A 25,436-nucleotide genomic window follows, 5' to 3' on the forward strand; every position below is an offset into this window, starting at 1 on the left:
TGCTTATAATACCAACTCAATTGATGATTGCAACACATCATTGGGTAAAGACGCGATGAATTGCGGGGTGAAGAAGACGCGATGAATCGCGTCTCTACAGATGTTTGATTTGTCGCATTCTTTTTTCAAATTGGTATAACTTATAATTAATAGGACTTGGTCTCAGGAGATTGACATCATGACACATATCTCCCCAAAAACACTTACTTGTGAAGATTTTCTCTGTCAATACCGAGACAATCCCCGTTATGAATTAGCAGATGGAGAATTAATTGATATGGAACCCACTGGCCCCCACGAAACGGTGAGTGGCAAGTTGGCAACCCAAATTGGGATCTACCTCGTCTCAGAACAACTCCCTTGGTTTATTCCTCGCACTTGTTTAATTTATCCCTTCGCAGATACAGCTACAGCTCGTCGTCCTGATATTGTAGTCCTCGATGAAACTGTTCTCGACCGTGAACCCCTTTGGACACGAGAACCTGTAATTACAACGGGACGCTCAATTAAACTGGTGGTGGAAGTTGTTAGTACCAACTGGGAAACTGACTATGCTCGGAAGGTTGAGGAATATGCCCTCTTAGGAATTCCTGAATATTGGATTGTCGATTATCGAGGCTTGGGCGGTGTAACGTTTATTGGTAAACCTAAACAACCTACATTTACTGTTTGTCAGCTGGTTGAAGATACTTATACTCAGCAACAATACCGACTAAATCAAACAATTAACTCACCGCTTTTGCCTGGTCTGCAACTTCGTTTAGATGACGTTCTGCCTCGTTAAATGCAATTTTTACGAGTGCTATTGTAGTCAACATTGCAAAAAATCTGTGAAAGCGATCGCTCTTGGCGGTTCCTATGAATGATAATTTTAAGCATTGGGAACCCTTAACAATCGAAGTTTATGAACGCAGCCGACGATAAAACCATTGTTCGTGAGTATTTCAATTCCACGGGGTTTGACCGATGGAAACGCATTTATGGCGATGGCGAAGTCAACAAAGTCCAACTCGACATCCGCAATGGTCATCAGCAAACGGTGGATAGTGTCATCGGCTGGCTAAAAAATGACGGCAATTTAGCGGAGTTATCCATTTGTGATGCTGGCTGTGGCGTGGGTAGTCTCAGCATTCCCCTAGCGACAGAAGGGGCTAAAGTCTACGCCAGCGACATTTCCGAGAAAATGGTGGAAGAAGGCAAGCAGAGAGCCTTAGAAACCTTGGGAAATGCCGAAAATCCCACTTTTGCTGTGCAGGATTTGGAATCCTTGAGTGGTAGTTATCACACTGTTATTTGCTTGGATGTACTCATTCACTACCCCCAAGAAAAAGCTGATGAAATGATTTCTCACCTCTGTTCTTTGGCACAGTCTAGAATCATTCTCAGTTTTGCACCCAAAACCTGCGCCTTGACTTTACTCAAGAAAATTGGCAGTTTCTTTCCTGGCCCAAGTAAAACCACCCGCGCCTATCTACACCGTGAAGCTGATGTCATCAAAATATTAGAAAGCAACGGCTTTGCTATTCAAAGAAAAGAGTTCACTAAAACTCGTTTCTACTTCTCCCGCATATTAGAAGCAACACGTTCTTAAATTAGATATTGGAAACTGGGGAAGAAGCAGGGGAGGTGATAAAAAGATTTTCCCTTTTCCCCCTGCACCCTGCCCCTCTGCCCATTACCCATTCCCCATTCCCCAATGCGTAAGTTTATCATCGACACAGATACCGCCTCAGATGATGCTGTAGCCCTCATCATGGCGCATCATTGGCCGGACGTTGAAATTGTGGCGGTAACAATCGTCAACGGAAATGTCCCCGTTGAGCAAGGAGTCAAAAACGCCTTATACACAATTCAAGTATGCAACGCCTCTACACCTGTATATGTCGGCTGCACCAAGCCAATACTACGGGAATCTCTTTATGCTGATTGGTTTCACGGCAAAGATGGTATGGGTAATATGTACTACCCTGAGCCAAAAAGCAAGCCAGAATCAGCACACGCCACTGATGTAATTATTGACATTATCAAACAATACCCTGGTGAAATTACCCTGGTGACCCTGGGGCCGTTGACAAATATTGCTACTGCACTACTCAAAGCGCCGGAGATTGCCCAACTAGTGCAGCGTTGCGTGATTATGGGTGGTGCAGCGAATACAGTGGGTAATGTCACACCTGCGGCTGAATATAACATTTGGGTAGACCCAGAAGCCGCTAAGATTGTCTTTCATAGTGGAATGCCGATGGAAATGGTCGGTTGGGAGTTGAGCCGTCACGATGCGGCGTTGACTTTTGCAGAAGTAGAAACAGTGATGAATTTCGGCACGGAAAGGGCGCGTTTGGCGATGGAGTGTAACAGGACAGCCTTGGATGTTGCCATGAGAGAGCAAGGTGCTGTTGGTCTCACCTTAGCTGATCCTGTGGCGATCGCAGTTGCGCTTGATCCAGATATTGTTACACGTCAAGGAAAATACTTCGTCGATGTGGAAATTACGAGCGAACTAACTAGAGGTGCTACAGTCGTTGATGAGTTAGAAGTGCTAAATAAAAGTCCAAATATGAATGTGATTTGGGCAATAAATGTGATGGGATGGAAGGAAATTTTGTATTGTTGTTTACACTAGTCTGGGTTGGAGTAGGGAAAGATTACACCAAATCTCTTTAATTTTGAATTTTGAATTGTTACTGGAACCTTTGGCAAAGTGAGGTTAAAATCACAAACAAAGTGTAAATCTGGAGTGAAACATGAAGACTGCTGAAAAGTTAGCTACAGGTTGGCTATTAACACTCGGATTCATGTTTTTGACGGTATCTGTCTCTGCGATAATTCAAAGAAATACGATGCTCAAGCCCATCGCCACGGGCGAAAATGAGGAGATGGTACAGGAGTATGTGAACAGGGATGCTCTTCATGCCCTGGATAATACTGCTACCCAAGGTGTAATTTTCGGCGTACCGACGATGATTTTGGGGATATGGTTGGGTGTGGGAATGTATTTACAAAACAAAAATTCCCAAAAGGCTCTTCAACAACAATTAAGCGATCGCCTACAGTCTGTTTTTTATCACATGATCCAAGAAAATCAAGGACGCATCACAGTTTTAGGTTTTGCGATGCAGTCACAACTACCTGCAACCGTTGCTAGAGAATATTTAGATTATAAAGCTAAAGAATTCAACGCTAATTTTCAGGTCAATGAGGAAGGCTCGGTATCATATCATTTTGATGTCTAATTCCCCATCTAATGACGCAGATTTTTGTTAGCATAGCTGCCATTTTAGGCGGTTTGTCCGTTGCCGCCGGGGCTTTCGCTTCCCATGCCCTGCGGGAAAGAATTAGTGAGCGATCGCTGGAAATCTTCGACACTGGCGCTCGCTACCAAATGTATCATGCCCTCGCGCTTTTGCTAGTCGCTCTCCTCATCAGTCGTACCCCAACCCCACCCACTACCTTATTAGCTAGTGGGTGGTTATTCATCATCGGTATAGCAATTTTTTCTGGCAGCCTGTATGCCCTCAGTTTAACTGGAATTAAAATCTTAGGGGCGATCACTCCCCTTGGTGGTGTCGCTTTTTTGCTTGGCTGGGGCGCGTTAGCTGTTGCCGCTTTTAGTATAAAGCTTTAAATCTCAGTGCTGAGTAATTTATCTCGTAGGGTGGGCATTGCCCACCACATTACGTTCTAGCTAACTGCGATCGCCTGATTCAAGCGTGGCTTATCCAAGCCAATCTGATTCAAGAGCAACCAAGATTGAATTAAGTCTGGGCCATGCACATCACCGGTGAGGGCGACTCTGAGCGATCGCATGACTAAACCTTTCTTCACATTTTGACCTTTCACCACCTGCTTAATTATGTCTTGGGCAGCCGTTTCTGTGAGTTGCGCTTGAGTCTCCAAGGCGGCGATAATTGCCTCAAGCACGGCTTTAGAACCTTCTTGCTGCAATTGTTTGCTACCTTCTTCGCTCAATTCCACTGTCTCAGTAAAAAACAGTTTGCTCATATCTACCGCATCGGTTAACCGGGTCAAGCTGGCGCTAAGTAAACCCACCAACTGTTCTAACCAAGGGCGATCGCGTCCCCCAGCCAATGAATATCCAGCCGCTTCCCAATAGGGAATGAGTAAATCAGTCAACTGATCAACTGGGGTATTGTGAATATATTGACTGTTCAACCAATCTAGTTTCGCCCAGTCAAATTTTGCCCCGGCTTTATTCACCCGCTCAAAAGTAAATTCTTTGGCGGCTGCTTCTAAGGTAAATATTTCTTGGGTAGAATCTGGTGGCGACCAACCAAGCAAGGTCATGTAGTTGACTAAACCTTCGGATGTGAAACCCATTTGCTTAAAGTCAGAAATGGAAGTCACTCCATCCCGCTTGGAGAGCTTACGCCCTTCCATATTTAAAATTAGGGGAGTATGGGCGAACTCTGGGATTTTTGCCCCAAAGGCTTCGTATAGCAGAATTTGCTTGGCTGTATTGGCAATGTGGTCTTCTCCCCGGATGACATGACTGATTTGCATATCGATGTCATCAATCACCACAACGAAATTATATAACGGCTGACCAGTATCATTTTCGGAAGCACGGGCGATGACCATATCACCGCCTAAATCACTGCCTCGCCAAGACATCTTACCCCGTACTAAGTCATTCCAGACGATTTCTCGCTCATCATCGATTTTAAAGCGGATGACAAAACTGCGTCCTTGGGCTTTAAATTCGGCTTCTTGTTCTGGGGTAAGGTGGCGGTGACGGTTGTCGTAACGCGGGGCTTCACCTTTAGCTTTTTGCCCTTCTCGTAGGGCTTCTAGTTCTTCTGATGTGGTGTAGCAGCGATAGGCTAAACCCTGATCTAAAAGTTGTTTTACGGCTTTTTGATAAAGGTCGAGGCGTTGGGATTGGAAAAATGGCCCCTCATCCCAATTCAACCCTAACCAACGCAATCCCGTCATGATATTTTCCGTGTATTCGGGACGCGATCGCTCTAAATCTGTGTCTTCAATTCGTAAAATAAATGTGCCGCCGTGGTGGCGGGCAAACAGCCAGTTAAATACGGCTGTTCTAGCTGTACCAATGTGTAAATTCCCTGTTGGACTAGGGGCGATTCTGACTCTAACAGTCACAGTATTTCTCTCTCTCGCAAAGCATGATTAAATTTAGCTTAATACTTAAGCTTCTGAGTCCTGAGATCAATCTAGGAAACACGGACTCTACAGAAAAGTTAATTACCTGCGTCCCATACCTATATTACTCAGGACTCAGCTATCATTAATTACAACTTAGAACGGGACTGACGGGGCTCGAACCCGCAACTTCCGCCGTGACAGGGCGGTGCTCTAACCAATTGAACTACAGTCCCTTAATTGGCAACTTCCCTATTATGACGAACCTCCAAGGATTTGTCAACCTTATTTATGAAATTTCCTTTTTAGCTCAGATTTGAACTTCTAGGATTTACGCATGAAAAAGATCAAGGGTATAGGGGTATGGGAGTATAAATGTTTAAAACCCCTACACCCAGTCTCAACAGAAAATCTGGGTGCATAAATCTTAACTTCATCCCTTGGCTAATTTTTCCATCTGACGTGTAGATGACAAATGCTGAAGCATATGGGCTTGAATTTCTTTATACTGCTGCCTGAGCAGGTTTTTACTAGTCTGAGGTTGAGAAGTTGGTGGAAGTTTTTGACTTTGTTCTACCCAAATTTTTAACTTTTGCCGTTGACTGGTTTCAATGTTACTGCTGAGGACTTGAATACATCTGTGGGGTGGTTCTAGGGTGAAGCAAATTAGGGGGTAGCTCTCATTTTCAACTAAGGATAGTACTAATGTGCGATTGAGGGGATGTTGCATATCCAGGTAGCAAGGTAGCCACTTTGGTTCTTGTTCTTGGTTGTAGAGTAATGTCACCCACAAAAGCATGGGGTGGGGTGATGTAACAAAGATAAAACGGTTATAAATTTTAGAATTGGCACGCTGCTGAATTTCTTTTGTTGGTAACATCAGCCAGAGTGTGGATAGGTTTTTTTGGTGTGTGTTTAATGGTAGAGGGAAAACAATCTCTTTTTTGGGTTTATCTTGAGGCCAAGTAAGTTCTTTACATTGTTGTTCTAATGCCCTTATTACCTCAGAAGCTAATGTTAATTGGGGATATGATGGAGGGCTTATATTTGTAGGTAATCCAGCACATTTAGACTGTTCTAAGGCATCAATAATTTGCAATATTTCTCCTACGTTTTGTGGGCGATCGCTGGCTTTTTTTTCCAGACAAGCCATAATTAAATCGTTGAGTTGTTGCGGTATTTTTAATTGGGGTTTTACCTCGGAGATCGCTCTTGGTTGTTCAAAGTTATGAGCTTTATACCAAGCACCAAATAAATCAGTTTCTGGTTGCCAAGGTTTCGCTCCGGTGAGCATTTCAAACATGATCACACCCAAGCTATATATATCAGAACGACCATCTAATTTTTCACCATCTAATTGCTCTGGAGAACAGTAGGGTAGAGTCCCATGAAATCCCCTATTTGTACTTAATGTAACTGTATGATTTAAAAATTTAGCAATACCAAAATCGAGGATTTTTACTAATTGTCCTAAGATTGGATCGGGAATAACTAATATATTTGCTGGCTTAATATCTCGATGTACTAAGGGATAAACCTTACCCTCAATTTGAATACCTTGATGGGCGCACTGTAAGCCCAAACAAATCTGGCGTGTGAGATGGACAAACTGATTTAAAGGTAAGGGAATTAAGTCTTTTAAACTTTTGCCGTTGAGGTATTCCATGACATAAAATGGTTTCCCTGTGTCACTGACACCATAATCATAAGCCCTCACAATATGTAAGCTTTTTTGGCTGAGAGCTGCACTCATGAGTGCTTCGCGGGCAAAGTCTTTTTGAATTTTAGGATCACATACAGTTTGAGTCAAAAATTTAATTGCAACAGGCGCGCCTCCTAAGAGAATATCAGTTGCTAAGAAAACTTCGCCCATACCGCCTATACCAATCAACTTTTGCAGTTGATAACGATTGGCCAGTAGTCCTGTAGTGTGTGGAGATGTAAACGCACTTTGATTCACTTTGACAACCTCTCCTATGCCCGCTTTTGACAATTTAAAATGTCAAGTGTTGGTTTTATGACTGATATTTAAAAAGTTGTAAGACTTTATCTATTAGTTTAGTCAGCCAACTCTTAATTTCCATTTGTTCTTGTGGTGTATTAACCGCTAAACTCTCCAATATTTCCAGCTTTATTTTTTCATATTCTGTTTTCAATATTTTTCTAGCTTGTTCAGCCGAAACTAATTCATTAGATTTGATATTTTGTTTAACTGTTAACCAATCTGTTAGTTGTTGACGCTGTTGAGCGGTGAGGGTTAAGGTGACCACTTGAGCGCAAGCAGTTGGTTCTTCTATCGCAAAAAATAACAGATGATAATATCCTGTGTCTGCTAAAGCTTTAACTATTCTCTGTCCTCTATTTTCTTGCAAATCAATAAAATAAGATAGCCATCTAATTAAAGATAGCTGAACATCATATAGTAATGTTACCCACAATATCATTGGGTAAACATTCATTTTATTAATAAATTCAATGCTATTATTCTTGGATAAGAATTGTGCTATTTCCTGTTTCGGCAGCATTGCCCAAAAGGTTGGTATCAGACCTTGAGTTGTATGGAGAAGATGGGGAAATCCAATCAAATCTACTGGTTTGCTTTTTGGCCAAGTTTTCTGTAAACATTCTTTTTCAGTAATAGAAGTTACAGGTACTAATTGAACTGTGGGTAGGGTTTCCCAAATATCATTACTACTAGAATTACGATTTTCAGTTTGCTGTTTAACTTGTTCTAATACTTGGATTATTTCCTGAACATTTTGTGGGCGATCGCCTACTTCTTTGGCTAAACAACATATTACTAAATCTTGTAATTCTTCAGGTATTTTTAATTGGTTATTTACTTCCCCAAGTGTAGGTGGAGTTTGAAATCTGTGGGCTTGATACCAATTACCAAATGAATTACTTTGTGTTTGAAATGGATGTTTAGCTGTGAGCATTTCAAACATTAGCACGCCTAAACTATAAATATCAGAACGTACATCAAGTAGTTTACGTCCTTCCATGTGTTCTGGTGAGCAATAAGGTAAACTACCGATAAATGAATCGGTGAGTGTCATCCCACTGCGTTCTGTTAAAAACTTAGCAATGCCAAAATCAAGAATTTTTACATTCTCATTTTGTTTATTATTTTCCGTAATAAATATATTTTCAGGTTTAATATCTCTATGTACAATTGGATATATCTCACCTTTGAGAAGAATGCCTTGGTGAGCGCATTTTAGACCCACACAAATTTGATAACAAATATCTAAAAATTTTTCTATTGTTAACGGCTTAAGTTTTAATATCTGTTTTAAGTTTTTTCCTTGGAGATACTCCATTACATAAAAAGGAGTTTTTTCATCGGTCACACCGTAACTTAAAACACGGACGATATTTTTACTTTTACGTCCTAATTGTGCGCCAATAAAAATTTCCCTAGCAAAACGTTGAGATATATGCTGATTCACTAAATTCAACATGAGAATTTTTAATGCAACTTTCTTCCCACCTTTAGCTGCATCTTCGGCTAAATAAACTCGCCCCATTCCCCCTTTACCAATCAAATCTATGATTAGATAACGATTATTTAGAAATTTTCCAATATAAACATCTGGTTCTGTTTTTGGGTTTACCATAACTGGTAATTTGAGGTTATCTATTAACTGCTTTATTGAATGAAAACTTAACTTTAACTTTGGTAAATTTTAGGATTTTATTGATATACCTATATCTGCTAAAAATTAGTTTTTTGTTTATCGAAAATTTTGCAAAATCTTATGGAAAATTTCCTAAATATTATGTTACATAATAACTCAGCAAAAGAAATGAGGAAATTCACTTAATCCCTGATTTGCATGAATAAATTTATCAAGAATCAACAGTAATTTTACTGACAACAGCTAATATTAGGGTCAGAATTTGACAATAAAAAGTTTTGTTAGGTTCGTGGTTTGGTCTTTTATAGAAATTTAAAGTTTAAAATTTGCTACTATTCGCCGTAATAAGCTGATAAAAGGTGATTCTATTTTGAGTTGGAAGGCGAGGATTTGGCTGCGTTGTATGGAATTAAAATTATTATCACTAATGAGGATTAACGCTTTTTGTCCATTAGGTAGCCAAGGCCCAATGGTTAAGCCTTCTATGTTATCTAGTGCTACATCTAAGGTTCTTAAATCTAAGAGTAATTCTTTCTCAACTGGCTTGATGCTTTTAGAGTTTATTGTTAATAAGCTATTTATCTTTTGGATGTTATCAGCACCTGAGAGAGAAACTTTAAATAAAGCAACACCAAATCCTAAACCAGCAAAGGAACGTTCTATACTCACAAAGTGTCCATGATTATCCAATGCTATTAAATCGGTTAATCCACTGGCGAATTTACCTGTTAAATTTAAAAAAGGTGATATGGGTTCTGTTGAGTAGAGAAATTCTTTTTCTGGTTGATTATTTCGTAAGTTATATTGCAAAATTCTGCAAGGGCTACCAATGTTAGGTTGTGCTGCTTCCCCATCTTGAATTAAAGCATTTTCCGTAGCTGTAAATAAGTATTTGTTATTAGGTGTAATTGTTAAACTTTCAAATGCTAAATTATTACGAATACCTTGTTTACCATTTTTATCCGGTAAAAACTTCTTGAGGATGGGTAGACTTCTACTTACCTTACCTGATGATAAAGGAAATTCTTTGATAAAAGGATTAGTTAAATTCCCCACATCACCCTCAGAAGAAACGAATACTGTTTCTGCTTTAGTGACAGCAATTCCTTCTGTATCTGTTTCCCCAGGGACAAAGGGTTGACCATTTTCATTTAATAAAGTTGTCACACCTACAGGGACAACGCTACTATCTTGTAATTTACCTTGACTTAAATCAATTTTGAAGGTGTAGAAGCGCGTTGGTGCTTTTTGTCCCCTATCATCGGAAATAGCATAATAAAGGTCATTACTATAATCATAGGTGATACCTGATAGCCCACCTAACGGGGTATTTTGAAAAGATAGTCTTTTTGGTAAGGTAGCTTGCCCAATAAATTCTATACTACTAATTTCTACAGCGTCTGTAACTAAATTTGTAAAGAATAAGCTGGTAATTAAAATTCCAATGGTAAAAAAAATAAATGTTCGCCAATTTAAGTTTTTTCTAATTATTTTCATATTTTCTTGCTTGGTCTTTTTCTCTTAGTGGTTGATTCTTTTTACCACTAAGACACAATGAAACTCCTGACTCCCAATTTTTAACCCACACGTCGTAAATGATACTTGTCTTGAACAAAGTTGACGAGCCAATCTTTAACTTTGCGGGTGGCTCGGCAGTCGTCTTCGTTATAGCGGATAATGATTTCCAATAAGGCGCGATCGCCTGTTTCTAACCACTGATCATACCAATATATACACTTAGCACCACTAGCTTCTTTATCACGCCACTCGAAACCCATCCACCGCGCGATGGCTTTTAAGGCATAACTTTCTATAGGTAAAGCCACACTTTGGGTGAGGTGTTCATAAATATCGACAAATCTATATAATACTGGGCTGACTGAGGTGTAAGGTGTACGGTATAGCTTGGCTAGGCGTTTAACTGTATCTAATTCGTACACACAAAAATGATAAATTGGGGCTTCGGGATATTGCCACACTAAGTCTAGAAACTGTCGCCAAATTAATTCTTCTTCTGATGGTTTTTCAGCAACGAAAGAATAAAATTGTTCGGTGTTGGTTTGTTTGTTAACGACCAAAACCCCTAACAGATAATCTAAATTTAAGTCTGGCTGCGCTTCAATATCAAAGTATATTTCTACGGGTGAGTTGACTACCAGATTTCCCTTGGGTGGTGGGAAGGGTAAAAGAAGTGGTTGTCCTTCTACGACTGATTGGGCTTGTACTACTAACTTGGCTGCAACTTGAGTATCAAAACCTACGAGATTTTCTAAAATATTTGGGCTGGTATGGGCGAGAGATTCTACACTGGTGATGTCAAGGTTTTGCAGTTGGGTGTAACGGATGGGTGTTACGCCTGGTAACAAGGAGAGGTGTTGTTCAGATTGAGCGATCGCATAACATTGACTGTGCCAAAGACAAAGATTACACTTTTGACGGGCAATAAATACTTCTGGCGCAGTCTCCGATTCTAGGTCTTGAGTAAATTCTTGTAAAATCCCCTGCATTTGGGGTATCCATTTAAATAAATCTACTGCATACGGTGTCTCTTTACCCCGTAACATCAACCAAGCATTCTTTGGCTGAACTTCCTGTACTTTTGCCAAAATTTGGGTATGGAAGGCTGTTACTACTTGATATTCTTGTTTGGGACGCTTACCCAATTCTATATCCACTGGTTCATATACCCAATCACCAAATTTGGACTGTCCGGGTTGTTTGATTAACAAATCGGGACGACTCAAGCAGGTATATCTTGTATCATCCGTATCTATTAACTCGTTGTAATTAGCTAACAATACTCCCTGATAAATATACTCAACTCCACGCTGCATCAATTCTATGGTGGCGGCTTGACCTGCTTCCCAATTCCTTTTGGGATATTCTGGCTGATGATATGCAAATTTAGCCAAGATACTGTGTTGATGAGCATATTTATCTTGTTGCAATTTCAGCAACAATTCACTAGGCGCATCCCGTTGGCTTCTATCAGCGTGAATATCTAAAATAGGACGGCGTTTACAGCGTTGGTATTGCAGCAAGTGTTCAGCATTAATTAGCATTCATTTGGGGATTGGGGATTGGGGATTGGGGATTGGGGATTGGGGATTGGGGACTATTGACTATAGACTATGGACTAATGACTATTTTGAATTCTAATTTGTCTATGACTTCTATTTCTACTTTACAGACTAGGTTGCACAGCCATCGGGAACAGTTCCCGGCTTTAGCTAATAAGACCTATTTTAACTATGGTGGACAGGGGCCGATGCCTCAAGGGGCAATGGATATTATTACCCAATCTCTCACTTATATCCAACAAATCGGCCCTTTTGGGACTGAGGCGGGTAATTGGATAACCAGACAAACTCAAGCTGTGAGGGAAGCGATCGCCTCGGAATTAAACGCCTCTTCTGATACGATTACTTTTACAGATAATGTCACTGTTGGCTGTAATATCGCTCTTTGGGGCATCCCTTGGCAAGCCGGCGACCATATTTTACTATCGGACTGCGAACACCCAGGGGTAATTGCTGCTACCCAAGAAATTAGTCGCCGCTTTGGGGTGGAAGTTACTACTTGTCCCCTCAAATCTACGTTAAATGAGGGCGAACCGACAACAATTATCGCCCAGCACCTCCGCAAAAATACTCGCTTGGTAGTACTTAGTCATGTCTTTTGGAATACTGGACAGGTACTACCTTTGGATAAAATTGTTGAGGTATGCAGAAATAATAACTCTTTACTATTAGTCGATGCTGCCCAGTCTGTTGGGGCGTTACCTCTGAATTTAACCGAGTTGGGGGTAGATTTTTATGCTTTTACTGGTCACAAATGGTTATGCGGCCCTGAGGGTGTGGGCGGTTTGTATGTGCGACCAGAGGTGAGAGAAAGCCTCAACCCGACATTCATCGGTTTGTATGGAATTATTGTGGATAACCAAGCCCAACCTGTAAGCTGGAAGCCAGACGGGCGCAGGTATGAAGTATCTACCCTAGCTTATCCATTATACCTGGGGTTAAAGGAAGCGATCGCCACTCATCAGCGATGGGGAACACCACAGGAACGTTACGCGCAAATTTGTCACAACAGCGAATACCTGTGGCGCAGTTTGGCGGCGATACCCAATGTCAAATGTTTACGTGATACACCACCGGAAACTGGTATTGTTTCTTTCCAACTCCACCAAACCCCATCCCTCAAGCTGGTGCAATTTCTCGATTCCCAAAAGATATTAACCCGAACCATTGCCGACCCAAGTTGTATCCGGGTAACTGTTCATTATTTAACACTGGAATCAGAAATAGACCAATTAGTTGAAGCTATAGCTAGGTTTTCAGTCTAGTCATTAGTTATTGGTCAAGAAAGTAGACAGTAAAAAACACAGTAGAATGCTTTCTTGCTATTTGGATTAACACAATTGTTTTTTCTATAAAATTAATGTTTCGAGTTTTGCTTGTACTTCTTCTATTAAATCTTCTGTTACACTTTCAACAAATTTTACTTTTCTAGCTTTCCAATCTAGTGTTTTAATTTGATCTGCTAACACAACCCCTTTTGTTTTCATTCCTTCAATAAGGGGAACTTCAAACCTAAGCCCCTTTGCGTTAGTAGTTATAGGACAAGCTAAAACTAAAGAAGCCATTTGATTGTACTTAATTGGAGATATAACAAGAACAGGGCGATAGCCAGTTTGCTCACGCCCTTGTTGTTGTAGCTCGTTATTTAGTGTTATGGCAATATCATCAAATGACATTCCAGAATTACGAAGGGTAAATACACGCTGAATTGATTCAGCCGTGAACTGTTGTGCAGAGCCAAACTCTAATTTAACAATGTCTCCTCTATTGGGAAAGTAAGGCGGCTTCACTACCAAGCTTCATTCCCCACAGCGTCACCTGTTTCAAATTCTGGATGAAAATTATCAGGGGTCATCCCTTCAAGTAACTCATCAAGCGTATATTTTTTTCGTCTCTTTGGTGTAATTACTATGCTATTACCTTCAACACTAAAATTGATATCTGTTCCTTCAGTTACGTGTGCTTGTTCAGCTATCGATCTAGGAATCCTAACCGCTAAACTGTTTCCCCATTTAGCTACAACTGTTGTCATAATTTTCTCCCAACGCTGCATTAGCGATTTATACGCCCGATTTTGTGTTTCCGCCGCAAAATCTTTTCAATAATCGTTTGACTGATGTATATACTTTGAAGATACATCAGACAAACAAGGGGTGTCAACACCCTTCAACCCCTGGTAAGCCGGAAGCAAACCATTTTTTCCATAAGCAATGCTACTAACTATAATTTTATGAAACGCCCGATCTTATATGTAGCCATCACAAACCACGGCTTTGGTCATGCTACTCGCACAGCCTCCGTCGCGGCGACAATTCAAAAGTTGTGTCCAGAAGTTCTCTTAATTATGGTGACTACTGCGCCTCGGTGGTTATTGGAGTGCTATATAGAAGGTGATTTTATCCATCGTCAGCGTGCTTTTGATTTGGGTGTGGTGCAGTCGGATAGCCTCAAGATGGATAAGGATGCAACTTTGGCGAAGTTGTTGGAAATTAAAAAGCAGCAAAATTCCCTGATTGCTTCGGAAGTAAATTTCATCCGCCAAAATCGTGTGGATTTAATATTGGCTGATATTCCTTTTCTCACACCTTTGTTTGCTAAAGCCGCAGGTATTCCTTGCTGGATGATGAGTAATTTCGGCTGGGATTTTATCTACCGTAGTTGGGGAGGGGAGTTTGTAGCGATCGCTGATTGGATTAGTGGGTGTTATTCTCAATGTGATAGGTTATTTCGTCTACCCTTCCACGAACCTTTACAAGCTTTCCCCAAGATTACAGATGTGGGCTTAACTGGTGGTTCTCCCCGTTACTCTGTTGAGGAAATCCGTTCTCTTTGGGGTATCACTGCACCCAAAAATAAAACTATCTTACTTACCTTCGGTGGTCTGGGTTTACAACAAATTCCCTACGAGAACCTGAAGAATTTTCCCGATTGGCAATTTATCGTTTTTGATAATTCTGCCCCTAACTTACCTAATTTAATCAAAATCCAAGACCGCAAATATCGCCCCGTCGATTTTATGCCTATTTGTGGGCGTGTTGTTTCTAAGCCTGGTTTTAGCACATTTGCGGAAGCAACTCTACTAGATGCACCCCTGGTAACTATTCCCCGCGATGATTTTGCGGAGGCTGCTTTGTTATTAGAGGGTATAGCCAATTACAATTCCCATCAAATTTTAACTCCAGAAGAATTCTTCCAAGGTAATTGGAATTTTCTCCAACAACCTCTGCAACCACCAAAGCAAACTCAACCAATTGCTAAGGATGGAAATGTGGCGATCGCTCAAGCTATTATTAATTATTTCTAGTCTCATAAAAATATCTATAACTATGACTCACTACCAAAAACTCCTGAGAGTTTCTACGAACGGTAAATCATTCCACAATATTACTGCCAAAATTGAATCTATCGTTGCAGAATCTGGTGTGGAAACTGGACTTTGTACTTTATTTTTGCGCCATACTTCTGCCAGTTTAGTGATTCAAGAAAATGCTGACCCAGATGTACTTGTGGATTTAGCTAATTATATGGCTAAACTTGTGCCAGAATCTGGGAAATATATTCATGATGCTGAAGGTGCTGATGATATGCCGGCACATATCCGCACGGCTTTGACTCACACTTCTGAAAATATTCCGATAAATCGTGGTCATTTGGTGTTGGGAACTTGGCAGGGAATATATGTTTGGGAACATCGTCAGCACAGTCATGTCAGAGAATTAGTTGTGCATATCTCGCAATAGCCAAAATTGATCAGATCCCCAACTGTGCTTAAGATTTAGGGATATGTCAAACCAATTCGCAATTCGCAATTGTAATCAGTGGGTGCTTGAAACCCACATAATCACCAATTACCAATTACCAATTTGGTCAATATGAAAGTTAAATTTATTTAATATCTTTTCACATCATGTAATTACAGATATAAAATAATATTTATTTATAGCCGTTTAGGCTAGTTTGATAACGATGCAGCAGCACATAGCACCGATTAATAACTTTCAATTACTCGATGAAATACTAACCCAAGCTTCAGTTGATTTATTAACCTTGAATCCCCAAAAAAGAATGATAACTAGCTTCGTGGAATTGGGGCAGAAAATCACGCAAGAAACTACAAATTATCAAATAATTAATGCCCTAATTAAGACATTAGAAATCATAATCTACGCTCAGTTAAAAAATTTCCCAGGAAATATTTTCTGGGATTTTGATTTTATGGTTAGTAGTATGTTAAGACTAGCTTTATTAGAAAACGATGGTGCTGTTGATTTTCTAGAAAGTTTTGGACAAAAGATGGTATCTTTAACAGAACTATTTGGCGGCAAGAATGAAATTAGATTTCGCTATGTCCATGATTTTACCTATGGATTTGATTGGGCAAGGTGGGTACAAAAAGATCCAATTCATCGTGTAACAATAGAGCCTTTTAGTTTGATTTTCCTTGACTACTTGTTAGATAAAAGTGAAGAATTGCGGCAACGGATTCATCAAGGTAATTCCCAATCTTATAAGTTGTGTGCAACAGGTTTTCGTAATCCTTTTACTTTCTCCCGCGAACCAGAAGATGAATATCGATTATTTACTCATCTGGCCCAAGACAAATTGATTCCAGTCCCAGCATGGAGTTGGAATGCTTCTCCTGTGTGGAATCAGCCTTTTGAGGAGATGCGTGAGCAATTAGCATTAAAATTAAATATTCAACCACAGAGACACTGATGAAAATTGCGGATTTAATTACTTGGTTTGAATCTTGGGCGAATCCGGCTTGGTGTGAAAGTTGGGATAATTGCGGCTGGCAAATTGAACCTGGAATACTGCACGAAGAGGCTAGAGTTTTGGTTTGTCTAACACCAACTTTGGCGGTAATGGAGGAAGCGATCGCACTCCAAGCTAATCTGATTTTTGCCCATCATCCTTTGATTTTCAGCCCTCCCAAATCTCTACGTCGTGGTGAAGCGATCGCCGATATGGCAAGGTTAGCCTTTACCAAAAATATCGGTATTTACAGCGCTCACACCAATTTTGACCAAGTAGAAGATGGTACGGCTGATGTTTTGGCGCAAATTTTGGGACTCAAGGATGTTGCTCCCATCGTCCCAACCCAAGGGGGGCTAGGTTATGGGCGTGTCGGGTTACTAGATCCATTTTTAAATTTACAAGAGTTATTGACTGTAATTCAAACCCGCCTGGCTCCTCCTGATTTAATTTTTTCCCCCACTGCGGATTTACAGCAGATAATTTCACGGGTGGCTGTGTTGGGTGGTTCGGGTGCGGGTTTTATTTCGGCGGTAGCCGAAACTGGTGCGGAAGCTTATCTGACTTCTGACTGCAAGTTCCATCAGTTTCAAGAAAGCCGCGATCGCGGTTTAATTCTCATCGACGCTGGACATTATGCAACTGAACGCCCGGCTTGCGATCGCTTAGTAGAAAAATTGCGGTCTTTAAATCTACATTGGGTGCAATTGAGCAACCAAGATGAGGATTTTCGCCAATTTTTTGTGAAATAGGACAGGAGGGGATATGTAATTAAATATTAATTATTATTTAGTAGCTTTTTTATTTTTCCTTTAAGTAAATTTACGTTATTAATTTTAATATCTAAGTAGCAGTGTCTTTCTATAACTCTTTCAGCAAATACCCTTTGGAGTCAAGATGTAATTATTATATGTATCTTAGATTTTCTTGAATGTGATCCAAATCACAGCAAATACTGACGAGGATCACTAATAATTGCTGTTTTATATCATTTAGGTAGAGTCCAAAGTGTTCCACACTGGAGGTGACCAAATGCTTACTCAACCCCAAACAAGATGATTCGCGCACTTGTTGAATCTGCTTTTCAAACTGGTTATCTCAGTGTTGAATCTGAGGGTCTACTCAATCAAGTGCTGGCTACTAGGTGCTATCAGCCGGAAGATGTGCCATCTCTAGCATCTTTGTATGATGCCGTTCGTGCAGGAACCATTAAACGAGAAGCATCTTCCCAACGCCTTATAGAATCTCTCTCACGCTTCAAATCTCCCTAAGACTACCAAATTCTTACAGGCAGAATAGGCTACTGGATAAAATAAAAATCTTCAACTCATAACTATTGGGGCTTTGTTGTTGAAAACCATGAAGGTCAGCCTGAGAATGAGTTAAGATCAAATACGTAGGGGTAAACGTCAAGCCGAATCCCCAGGCTTCTCAGCAATGCTAATGATTACAAGTAGGCAAATTAAACAACCGGAATCATCGCTTGTTTTGGAGTATTTATTATTACATAATGGTAGAAAGAACTTACCGGAACCCATTCACTTGGTGAGGAAGACACCAGAAATGTTTGATTTCTATGAAACAAACATTAGCTGAATCACCCTGAAAGAGATAGAATTTTGGTGCAGTAACCACAAGTTTATGACTAAATATTCTCCCAGAACCGAAAATTATCAGTAAGTATCTGGGCATGGTCAAAAGACACACTGATTCTGAACCAGGTTTCTCAACTCCTAAGGGTGTTATTTAATTGGGGTAAAACCCAGATTTTTCAAGGTTTAACTACGTTGTTTAAAAAGGCAGAAGCAGTACATGCTACACCGCAAGATTTATCAACTGTGTTGCGACGGGCGGGAGGTATGTGTATTCTTGCGGGACCAGCAACGCTGGATAGAGCGCGCCCGCATCCTCGATATAGAGGGAGACTTAGTAACCCTACGCTATGAAACAGACGAAGAAGACGAAGTTTGCTCTTGGGAAGAGATGGTTCGTCTCGAAAGCATCGGCGCTGTTACTCAAAAATTAGCTTCAGTTCCACGCGGTAATATAGAACCCCTCACAACTGAAGATTGCCCAGATGCCGAGCGTATCCGTAACCATTATCCCGATTCTAATCCTGAGTAAGAGGCAAGGGGGGCAGGGAGCTAGGGGGAGGCTTACCACCTGAATCCAATCCCTCTCCCCGCTCCCTACTTAATACAGACCACATACTGAATCCTGAGTAACACGTCCTACTCAGGATTCGTTATTTAGTAGATAGGGGTGTAGGGGTATAAGGGTGTAAGGGTGTAGGGGAAACAACTAATAATTAAATCAAGATACCTCATAAATACGGTTTTTCTCCTAACCCCTATACCTAGTCACAGCAAGAGTTTCACCTTTACAAGCGAGGCATTCCCTTTATACTCCTATACCCCCCTATTCACCATTGGATAATCGCTCAAAAGCCGGACAGTGACCTTCTAAAGTCACTCTAAAGTTATATAGGGGAGAGGAAGGGTTCCAGCAGCGCTGTCCTCTTTGATGGCGACAAGTGCCGCAGCAATCAATTTCGGGGGGGATGTTGCGATCGCTATTTTGATTGAGTAGTTCTCTTTGGGTTAATCCCCGTAATACCAGTTCTTCCCCTTGCCAACGGGCTTCGATTAAACCAGTGTCGGCGAACTGTCGCCACCGGGGATCGGCGGTAATGGCTTCGGGGATGCTGATGGTGATGACTGTCCCTAACTCTGTCAGTTCGCCTTCATAATTTGTTTCTGGGGGGGCTGGTTGTAAAAAGGTTTCGCCAATGAGTAGTTCTACCATTGTCTCAGCCGCCGGTGAATGGATGTGATAGCGGTTCTGCAACTCTTCTAAGCAGGTTAAATCTGCTAGGTACGCAGGGGAACCGTGAACGAAAACGACGTGCTGGGGACGTAAATTATGAATTAATTGGGTAGTGCCAGGCCCATCACTGTGTTGAGCTAGCAGATAACTTTCTACTGTGGTGGGGGCTGAGTATTTTTTATTAACTTTTATATCAATTTTTTCTGGCAATAAGATGAGCCAAGGCCCAGTTTCCGGTTGACAGTACTGTTCTAAATCAGATGTGGAATCTGTCAGGACAATACAAGGCGATTTACCTACTATGCTGCGGTTTTCGGCTTGCAAACGCCGCACACGGGGACGCACCCGCTCATCCCAAAATAAGGGTTGATGACGGGCGAAGTTTTGGACTGATGCTGGTAGGTGGGGTAGGAGTTCCAAGTAAGCATCACAGCCAATAGCCACAGCGCCATCAACCCAAATATCTAAATCCCGGCCGGTGAAATGGTGATGGGAGCGCAACAACATCAACAGTTCTTGTCCTAAGCCTAAGGCGGGGGTAGGGAGGACAACAGAATAGCGATCGCTAATGGCGCGATTAATTCTCTCGGCTAGTTGGTTTTCTTGGTTGCGGCGGTGGGGGTGTCTGGATGTGCCGTAAGTCCCTTCTATAATCAACACATTTAAATCTATACCCCGTAATTCTTCTAACCGCAAACCTTCCACTAAGCGAGAGTTAGATAGGAAGAAATCCCCTGTATATAGTAATTTGTAAGAGCGCTGTTCTGTGGTGTATGTGAGGAGGATTGCCACGGCTCCTGGCAAGTGTCCACAGGGGAAGATTTCGGCAACTAATCCATCTTGTAGTTCTACAGGCGATCGCAACGGCAGGGCGTGACACAGTTGGGGAATTTCTTGGGGATTGTGGTCTAACCAATTCAAAGGCAGCAGCTTGCTTGTTACTTCGCTACCATATATAGGTAAATTAGGGAAAGCTTGATGCAGTGCTAGCAAGCCTCTAGCATGATCTGGGTGAGCATGGGTAACCAAGACTAAATCTGCTGGTGAAGGTGGATTACCCCGCTTTACCGATGGAGTTAAACTCTTTTGGATAGATGAAATATCCGCTAAACCACAATCCAACAGGATGCGATGTGGCCCCATCCGCACTAATAAACATACACCTTCATCATTGTGCTGAACGCTGTAGGGAAAACATTCTAGTTCAGTTGCTGCTTCCCCTGTCTCAATATTGGAATATGCGGACAAATTATTCCTCATGTTCTGCTCCCCTCCAACCTCATCATTGACCTATCCGAAAAACCAAGATTCACGAAGATTTTGGTTTTGTAGCTTGGGGGTAGTTTTGGTAGTGCGCCCCTAAAGCTGAAGAATGTGGATTTTTGATTGGGATGGACACCTTTTGCGAACGCGGACTGGTTCGTAAAAGTTGGATAACCGGGAGCCATTAAACTGGGGAATCAGGGAATTTGCCTCTTGCATCTGTAAGGAACCGAAATTCTGATCGCTTACTTTCAGCAACCAGATTTCTTTCAATGGGCAGAGCCATTGCCATGATAGTTATCTGAATCATAGAACCCATTTTTCGTCCCAAAGAATAGGCACGAAATAGTAAATATAACGGTTAAACCAACTAAAATTAGTTTTACGTCCATTGGTTGTCACTCTCTAACTAAGACTTACTTATATTAATAGCGTGATTTTCCCGTCTAGCGGAATCGCTAGAAAATCTTTACTATGCTTGGGTTGATTGGGCAATAGGTAGATTTACCGCAATCAGTCAGATTGTAGAGCTTTTTGGTGTTACCTGTCTATTCACGCAATATGCCTTTACAAAATGGGGATTGGGAAGAAGCAGAGGGGAGCAGGGGGAGAAGTATTGAAGTTAAAAAATGGGGAACTGGGTTCCCCTTGCGGTTATGCTATTTTGCGCCCCACTCTAAAACGATGCTGCGGGTAAAATCGATGCGTTGTGAGAAGTCTAAGGCTTTAACTGTATCAACAAAGCTTTTGGTTTCTAGGGGTAGTTCATAGTCTGATGGGACTTGAATAATCTCACCGCTTTCCATACCGCGTGCGAGTCTGAGCCACAATTCTATTTTGGGGCTAGAGTGCAAGGCATTGTAGGTGCGGCTAATATCTGTGTTTCCACCACTAGCGATATCCCGTTGGGCTTGTAATTGTTGTTCTTGTGGTAAGGCTCGAATCTGATCGTATAAAGCCGCAGCTGTATCTTGTACGGAAGGTTGATTTGTTTCTGAATCTAACTGTTCCTTGAGGTCAAGATAGCCATACCACAGTAGAGCTAGTTGGGTGTCAATATCAAAGCCACGAAACTGTTCTATGGCTCTTTGGGTGCGTTCATCGGTAGCGTAAGTCATGGTAATCTCCGGTTCCTGTGTATTGAATTTTACTGAGGTTACTAAACTCACCTCACTCACAAAATCCTATAAATTGAGCCAGGGAGATTAACCCTACTGAAGGTAGAAATGAGTACCTTAGCTTATGACAGATGTAAATATGACATTTGCAGTCCAGAAAAACACCAGTCGTGGCAAGTGCAATTTTAATTTTTTGCCACCAGAAATCAGGCTTCAAAGTACGTATCTAGCACTTAAAATATTTTATACGTTTATCCCTCTGTTTGCTTAGAATAATTTGTGTACTTTATTTTTATACATGAAATATAAGCATATATATTTTACGACTACTGATATATCAATAAATAAACATCTAAATTTTTAAATTTTCAAACATTTAAATGTCGACAAATAAATAGAATGTCCAGACATTTAGATGTCGAGTTATGATAACGTGTATTATTTATGTATAAAAAATGATTATTACTGTAGCGGCGTTTAAAGGCGGTGTCGGTAAATCTACGACTGCGTTGCACTTAGCCACTTACCTCCAGATGAAAGCAGACACACTGTTGGTGGATGGTGATTTAAACCGCAGTGCGTTAGATTGGTCAAATCGAGGTTCTTTACCTTTTAAGGTGGCTGATGAGAAGCAGGCGGTCGGTTTAGCGGGGCTTTATGAGCATATAGTGATCGACACGCCAGCCCGTCCAGACACAGAAGAACTCAAAACTTTGGCTAAAGGATGCGATTTATTAGTTATACCAACAACACCAGATGCGATCGCTTTAGCTGCGACTTTCAATCTAGTTAATTTACTTAGTAAATTTAAAATTAAGTATAAAATATTGCTTAATATTGTACCTCCAAATCCCAATAAAACCGGGGAGGAAGCGAGAACAACTCTTTTAAATGCGGAACTGCCTGTATTTAAGTCAGGAATTCGTCGCTTGGCGGTGTTCCAACGTGCTGCTTTAGAAGGGGTTCCAGTCAACGCGGTTAAAGACCCTTATGCCCAAATTGCTTGGCGATGCTACGCCGAGGTGGGAAAGGAAATATTAGACTGATTCGTAATTTATAATTCTTAATTGGGTAGGATGCCTTGAATAATCAGAAAAAAACCAGCCGTTTCGATGATTTAATTGATGCTGCCCGCAGCCGTCAACAGCGAGACCAGCCACAGTCAACGCCAGATAAACCGACTTCCCAAAGCAAAAGCACTGACCCAGCTTATACCCGGACAACTATTTATTTACCAAAGCAAGTACATCGCCAACTTAAAGCAGCAGCAGCGTCCCAAGAGCGACAAATGAGCGATATTGTGACGGAACTTATTGAACAGTGGCTAGAGAAGAAGCAGGGGGAAGAACTAATGACCGATGACCAATAACTAAAGTACAATATCTTCGCCTTGTTCGGTGAAGCGCACTTCTTTAATCTTCCATTGAGAATTACTGGTTAAGGTTTTACGGAGGCTGCCAAATAAGGCAAATTGTTCGCAGCTAGAGAGTGAGACGAATTGTCGCTTTGATTGGGGTGAGAGTCTTAAATCAACTGTGGCAATGCCGTTCCTGACTCTGACACGATAACCGGATAGGTTAAAGTCGGCGGTATCTTGTTCCTTAATGATTTTACCCACAGCGTTAGTCACAGATTGGGTGGCAGGTACAGTAACTTTTTGTGGCACAAATTCTTGACATTGGACATCACTAGTATAAAGAGTAACGTTTACTGTTTTACCAGAGACGGCTTTAGGTTCAATGTTATTGGTTTTGGCTCGTAGTTGAGCCATGCTTGGTGCAGGTTTTGGGGATATTGTATTTGTTGTGTTGCTGGGGTTTGAACTACAACTGCTGAGGCTAGCGATCGCCACCATCATAAATGGTAAAAGACACCTGTTGTTCATTTTCATCATCTTGTTCATATTTCTTTCTCTTGACTCCAGTATGGCTGCCAGGGATTCCGTATAAATTTGCGATAAATTGTGAAAGAAAGCTTGGCTTTGTGGGTCATTATTCAACAAAATTATTGGTTTATTCCCCTTGATGGCTAAGGCAATTTCGGAAGCAGTACCAGCACCCACACCACAGGCAATTATCACATCACTAGAAAGCACATTAAACTTTACTTCTTGGCTGTTATTAGCTATCTTCAAACCAAGACGGTGTTTGAGACTAGCTTATGCCTGCAATTACTTTTGATCTACGTACATCTGAGTGGGATGGTACACCAATTGACAAGTGGGAACCGTCTAAATGGAAGCAATGGAAAGCTAAACAAACTGATGAATTGGCCAAGGTAGAACGGGAATACCTGCGAATTAAACACTCCGTACAGCAGGCAAATGCAGCTTTAAGTCTAGATAGAATCAAGATTAAATTGAAACTTAGCAGCCCTAAAAGTATTGCTTTACAAGGTACTTTTCCTTGTAGACCTGGGGATGTAGGTAAACAAGGTAGTCCTAATAAGCAATATACCATTTCTTGCGGATTTCCTGCTAATGATGCCGGGGTAAAAATGGCTGTTTTGAAAGCACGAGAATTGGATTTATCGTTAATTACAAAACAATTCCAATGGACACCGGAGTTACTGGGTAAACAGGCACAAAAGATAGAATTACCAACTCAGAAGAATTCTGGAAAACTCATTGGTGAACTAATTCAAGAATATGAGCGTGAATTTTGGAAAACTCACGAGCAAAATAGACGAGGGATTCGGACTTGGGAAACTCATTATATGAGGCATTTAAAAAAACTGCCTCAAGATTTACCAATGTCTGCTCAAGCATTAGAAATAGCCTTAGAGAAAACTAAGCCGAATACATCAGCGAGGTTTTTTATGGTATGGCAACTAAAGAAGTTTTGTGAGTTTTGTGGAATTGATGATTTTAAAACAATTTATGCCTATGCGACTCCTAAACCTCATCCGGCTATTCGCAAAGTTCCATCGGATGAAGAAGTTATCCAAGGATTTAACAAAATTGGTCTGCCTCTATCAGTCTACACGAGTAGAGAGAACACTACACAGCCGGAACAATGGCAATGGGCATACGGGATGCTGGCTACCTATGGCTTAAGACCCCATGAATTATTTGCTGTGGATATAGAAGCTTTTCTGGAGCCAAAAAATACTTTTCATTTAGTAAGTTTAAATCCTAGTTTGACAGAAGGGACTAAAACCGGGGAACGGAGTTGTGGAATTCCCCCATTACATCCTCATTGGGTGGATTTATTCAAGTTAAAGAATATTAGATTTCCCTATAACGAAGGTAAATTGAATAATAAAACTGCCAAACTGTATATCAAATTTAGAAATGCAGATATCGGTTTTAGACCTTATGATTTACGTCATGCTTATGCCATACGAGGCCATCGTTTACGAGTGCCAATAAAGACTATGGCAGATTATATGGGACATACAGTACAAGAACATACTAAAAGTTATCAAAGATGGATGAATGAAGATACTAATTTAGAGATTTATAAGGAGGTGGTGATTCACAGACAAGGTACTAGTAAAGAAGCAATGAAAGAAAGAATCAAGGAATTGGAAGCTGAGAACTTGGCTCTCAAAGCTGAAAATGCTACACTTAGGGGTTTATTAGTTCAGCATCAATTGGGTGAATTGCTAAGTTAAGAATAAGTCATTAT

Annotated in this window: 25 protein-coding genes, 1 tRNA gene and 1 pseudogene; 15 read left to right on the forward strand and 12 right to left on the reverse strand. The window is 41.0% G+C overall.

The annotated features are described in order from the left end of the window. Positions 1–178: 178 nt before the first annotated feature. The 5 genes from ACN222_RS16005 (at position 179) to ACN222_RS16025 (ending at position 3,625) form a co-directional block, all read left to right on the forward strand. On the forward strand, positions 179–784 hold the full coding sequence (locus ACN222_RS16005; RefSeq protein ID WP_010997351.1) for a Uma2 family endonuclease: 606 nt from the start codon (positions 179–181) through the stop codon (positions 782–784). 120 nt (positions 785–904) lie between these two features. Beyond that, entirely contained in the window at positions 905–1,591 is a 687-nt protein-coding gene (bchM, locus tag ACN222_RS16010; protein ID WP_010997352.1) for a magnesium protoporphyrin IX methyltransferase, read from the forward strand. 105 nt (positions 1,592–1,696) lie between these two features. Beyond that, positions 1,697–2,623, forward strand: a complete 927-nt coding sequence (locus ACN222_RS16015; protein WP_044521676.1) for a nucleoside hydrolase — start codon at positions 1,697–1,699, stop codon at positions 2,621–2,623. Between the two features lie 121 nt (positions 2,624–2,744). Next, positions 2,745–3,233 carry a hypothetical protein gene (locus ACN222_RS16020; RefSeq protein WP_010997354.1) on the forward strand — a complete coding sequence of 163 codons (489 nt, stop codon included), beginning with the start codon at positions 2,745–2,747 and terminating at the stop codon, positions 3,231–3,233. Positions 3,234–3,244: 11 nt separating this feature from the next. After that, positions 3,245–3,625 (forward strand): DUF423 domain-containing protein, encoded by a 381-nt coding sequence (locus ACN222_RS16025; RefSeq protein WP_010997355.1) that lies wholly within the window; start codon positions 3,245–3,247, stop codon positions 3,623–3,625. Positions 3,626–3,681: 56 nt separating this feature from the next. Here ACN222_RS16025 and gltX read toward each other — a convergent pair whose 3' ends face one another. The 6 genes from gltX to ACN222_RS16055 form a co-directional block, all read right to left on the reverse strand. Next, positions 3,682–5,124: a glutamate--tRNA ligase gene (gene gltX / locus ACN222_RS16030; RefSeq protein ID WP_010997356.1), complete on the reverse strand. Its 1,443-nt coding sequence runs from the start codon at positions 5,122–5,124 to the stop codon at positions 3,682–3,684. Between the two features lie 162 nt (positions 5,125–5,286). Next, positions 5,287–5,360: transfer RNA gene (locus ACN222_RS16035), tRNA-Asp, on the reverse strand. Positions 5,361–5,557: 197 nt separating this feature from the next. Beyond that, positions 5,558–7,084, reverse strand: a complete 1,527-nt coding sequence (locus ACN222_RS16040) for a serine/threonine protein kinase (protein WP_010997357.1) — start codon at positions 7,082–7,084, stop codon at positions 5,558–5,560. Positions 7,085–7,139: 55 nt separating this feature from the next. Next, complete coding sequence (locus tag ACN222_RS16045; protein ID WP_010997358.1) at positions 7,140–8,744, reverse strand: serine/threonine protein kinase; 1,605 nt, start codon at positions 8,742–8,744, stop codon at positions 7,140–7,142. Between the two features lie 333 nt (positions 8,745–9,077). Then, positions 9,078–10,262: an esterase-like activity of phytase family protein gene (locus ACN222_RS16050; RefSeq protein WP_010997359.1), complete on the reverse strand. Its 1,185-nt coding sequence runs from the start codon at positions 10,260–10,262 to the stop codon at positions 9,078–9,080. Between the two features lie 80 nt (positions 10,263–10,342). After that, complete coding sequence (locus tag ACN222_RS16055; protein WP_010997360.1) at positions 10,343–11,827, reverse strand: TM0106 family RecB-like putative nuclease; 1,485 nt, start codon at positions 11,825–11,827, stop codon at positions 10,343–10,345. A 104-nt stretch (positions 11,828–11,931) separates the two neighbouring features. Between ACN222_RS16055 and ACN222_RS16060 the strand changes: the two genes are divergently transcribed. Then, positions 11,932–13,110 (forward strand): aminotransferase class V-fold PLP-dependent enzyme, encoded by a 1,179-nt coding sequence (locus ACN222_RS16060; protein WP_044523110.1) that lies wholly within the window; start codon positions 11,932–11,934, stop codon positions 13,108–13,110. An 84-nt stretch (positions 13,111–13,194) separates the two neighbouring features. On the opposite strand, the gene ACN222_RS16065 is transcribed toward ACN222_RS16060, so the two are convergent. Continuing rightward, complete coding sequence (locus tag ACN222_RS16065) at positions 13,195–13,635, reverse strand: type II toxin-antitoxin system PemK/MazF family toxin (RefSeq protein WP_010997362.1); 441 nt, start codon at positions 13,633–13,635, stop codon at positions 13,195–13,197. Continuing rightward, positions 13,635–13,877, reverse strand: a complete 243-nt coding sequence (locus ACN222_RS16070; protein ID WP_010997363.1) for an AbrB/MazE/SpoVT family DNA-binding domain-containing protein — start codon at positions 13,875–13,877, stop codon at positions 13,635–13,637. Before ACN222_RS16070 ends, ACN222_RS16065 begins: the two co-directional genes overlap by 1 nt. A gap of 198 nt (positions 13,878–14,075) precedes the next feature. On the opposite strand from ACN222_RS16070, the gene ACN222_RS16075 reads away from it, so the two are divergent. From ACN222_RS16075 to ACN222_RS16100, 6 genes are all read left to right on the forward strand, one after another. Beyond that, positions 14,076–15,149 (forward strand): hypothetical protein, encoded by a 1,074-nt coding sequence (locus ACN222_RS16075; protein WP_010997364.1) that lies wholly within the window; start codon positions 14,076–14,078, stop codon positions 15,147–15,149. A 22-nt stretch (positions 15,150–15,171) separates the two neighbouring features. Next, positions 15,172–15,585 carry a secondary thiamine-phosphate synthase enzyme YjbQ gene (locus ACN222_RS16080; protein WP_044521678.1) on the forward strand — a complete coding sequence of 138 codons (414 nt, stop codon included), beginning with the start codon at positions 15,172–15,174 and terminating at the stop codon, positions 15,583–15,585. A 226-nt stretch (positions 15,586–15,811) separates the two neighbouring features. Then, a complete protein-coding gene (locus tag ACN222_RS16085) occupies positions 15,812–16,561 on the forward strand; it encodes a hypothetical protein (RefSeq protein ID WP_010997366.1) in 750 nt (249 codons plus the stop codon). Next, on the forward strand, positions 16,561–17,352 hold the full coding sequence (locus ACN222_RS16090) for a Nif3-like dinuclear metal center hexameric protein (protein ID WP_010997367.1): 792 nt from the start codon (positions 16,561–16,563) through the stop codon (positions 17,350–17,352). The genes ACN222_RS16085 and ACN222_RS16090 overlap by 1 nt, the downstream gene beginning before the upstream one ends. Positions 17,353–17,655: 303 nt before the next feature. Continuing rightward, on the forward strand, positions 17,656–17,871 hold the full coding sequence (locus ACN222_RS16095; protein ID WP_010997368.1) for a hypothetical protein: 216 nt from the start codon (positions 17,656–17,658) through the stop codon (positions 17,869–17,871). Positions 17,872–18,412: 541 nt separating this feature from the next. Then, positions 18,413–18,724, forward strand: coding sequence for a DUF6679 family protein (locus tag ACN222_RS16100; protein WP_010997370.1), 312 nt, complete (start codon positions 18,413–18,415; stop codon positions 18,722–18,724). A gap of 294 nt (positions 18,725–19,018) precedes the next feature. Here the strand turns inward: ACN222_RS16100 and ACN222_RS16105 are convergent, their stop codons facing one another. Both ACN222_RS16105 and ACN222_RS16110 read right to left on the reverse strand, forming a co-directional pair. Beyond that, the gene (locus ACN222_RS16105) at positions 19,019–20,686 is read right to left on the reverse strand and encodes an MBL fold metallo-hydrolase (RefSeq protein ID WP_010997371.1); all 1,668 of its coding nucleotides are present in this window, start codon (positions 20,684–20,686) and stop codon (positions 19,019–19,021) included. Between the two features lie 662 nt (positions 20,687–21,348). Beyond that, complete coding sequence (locus ACN222_RS16110; protein WP_044521691.1) at positions 21,349–21,807, reverse strand: orange carotenoid protein N-terminal domain-containing protein; 459 nt, start codon at positions 21,805–21,807, stop codon at positions 21,349–21,351. 455 nt (positions 21,808–22,262) lie between these two features. Between ACN222_RS16110 and ACN222_RS16115 the strand changes: the two genes are divergently transcribed. Both ACN222_RS16115 and ACN222_RS16120 read left to right on the forward strand, forming a co-directional pair. Then, the gene (locus ACN222_RS16115; protein ID WP_010997373.1) at positions 22,263–22,853 is read left to right on the forward strand and encodes a ParA family protein; all 591 of its coding nucleotides are present in this window, start codon (positions 22,263–22,265) and stop codon (positions 22,851–22,853) included. A gap of 35 nt (positions 22,854–22,888) precedes the next feature. Further along, on the forward strand, positions 22,889–23,176 hold the full coding sequence (locus ACN222_RS16120) for a CopG family transcriptional regulator (RefSeq protein WP_044521694.1): 288 nt from the start codon (positions 22,889–22,891) through the stop codon (positions 23,174–23,176). Here ACN222_RS16120 and ACN222_RS16125 read toward each other — a convergent pair whose 3' ends face one another. Continuing rightward, positions 23,177–23,698 (reverse strand): GerMN domain-containing protein, encoded by a 522-nt coding sequence (locus ACN222_RS16125; protein ID WP_201799701.1) that lies wholly within the window; start codon positions 23,696–23,698, stop codon positions 23,177–23,179. Between the two features lie 87 nt (positions 23,699–23,785). Continuing rightward, positions 23,786–23,902, reverse strand: a pseudogene (locus tag ACN222_RS16130) (hypothetical protein); the annotation flags it as partial. Between the two features lie 65 nt (positions 23,903–23,967). Here ACN222_RS16130 and ACN222_RS16135 point away from each other — a divergent pair. After that, positions 23,968–25,422, forward strand: a complete 1,455-nt coding sequence (locus tag ACN222_RS16135; RefSeq protein ID WP_010997375.1) for an integrase — start codon at positions 23,968–23,970, stop codon at positions 25,420–25,422. The last annotated feature ends 14 nt before the right edge of the window (positions 25,423–25,436 follow it).

The sequence above is a fragment of the Anabaena sp. FACHB-595 genome (genome assembly GCF_048568275.1).
Taxonomy (GTDB): domain Bacteria; phylum Cyanobacteriota; class Cyanobacteriia; order Cyanobacteriales; family Nostocaceae; genus Trichormus.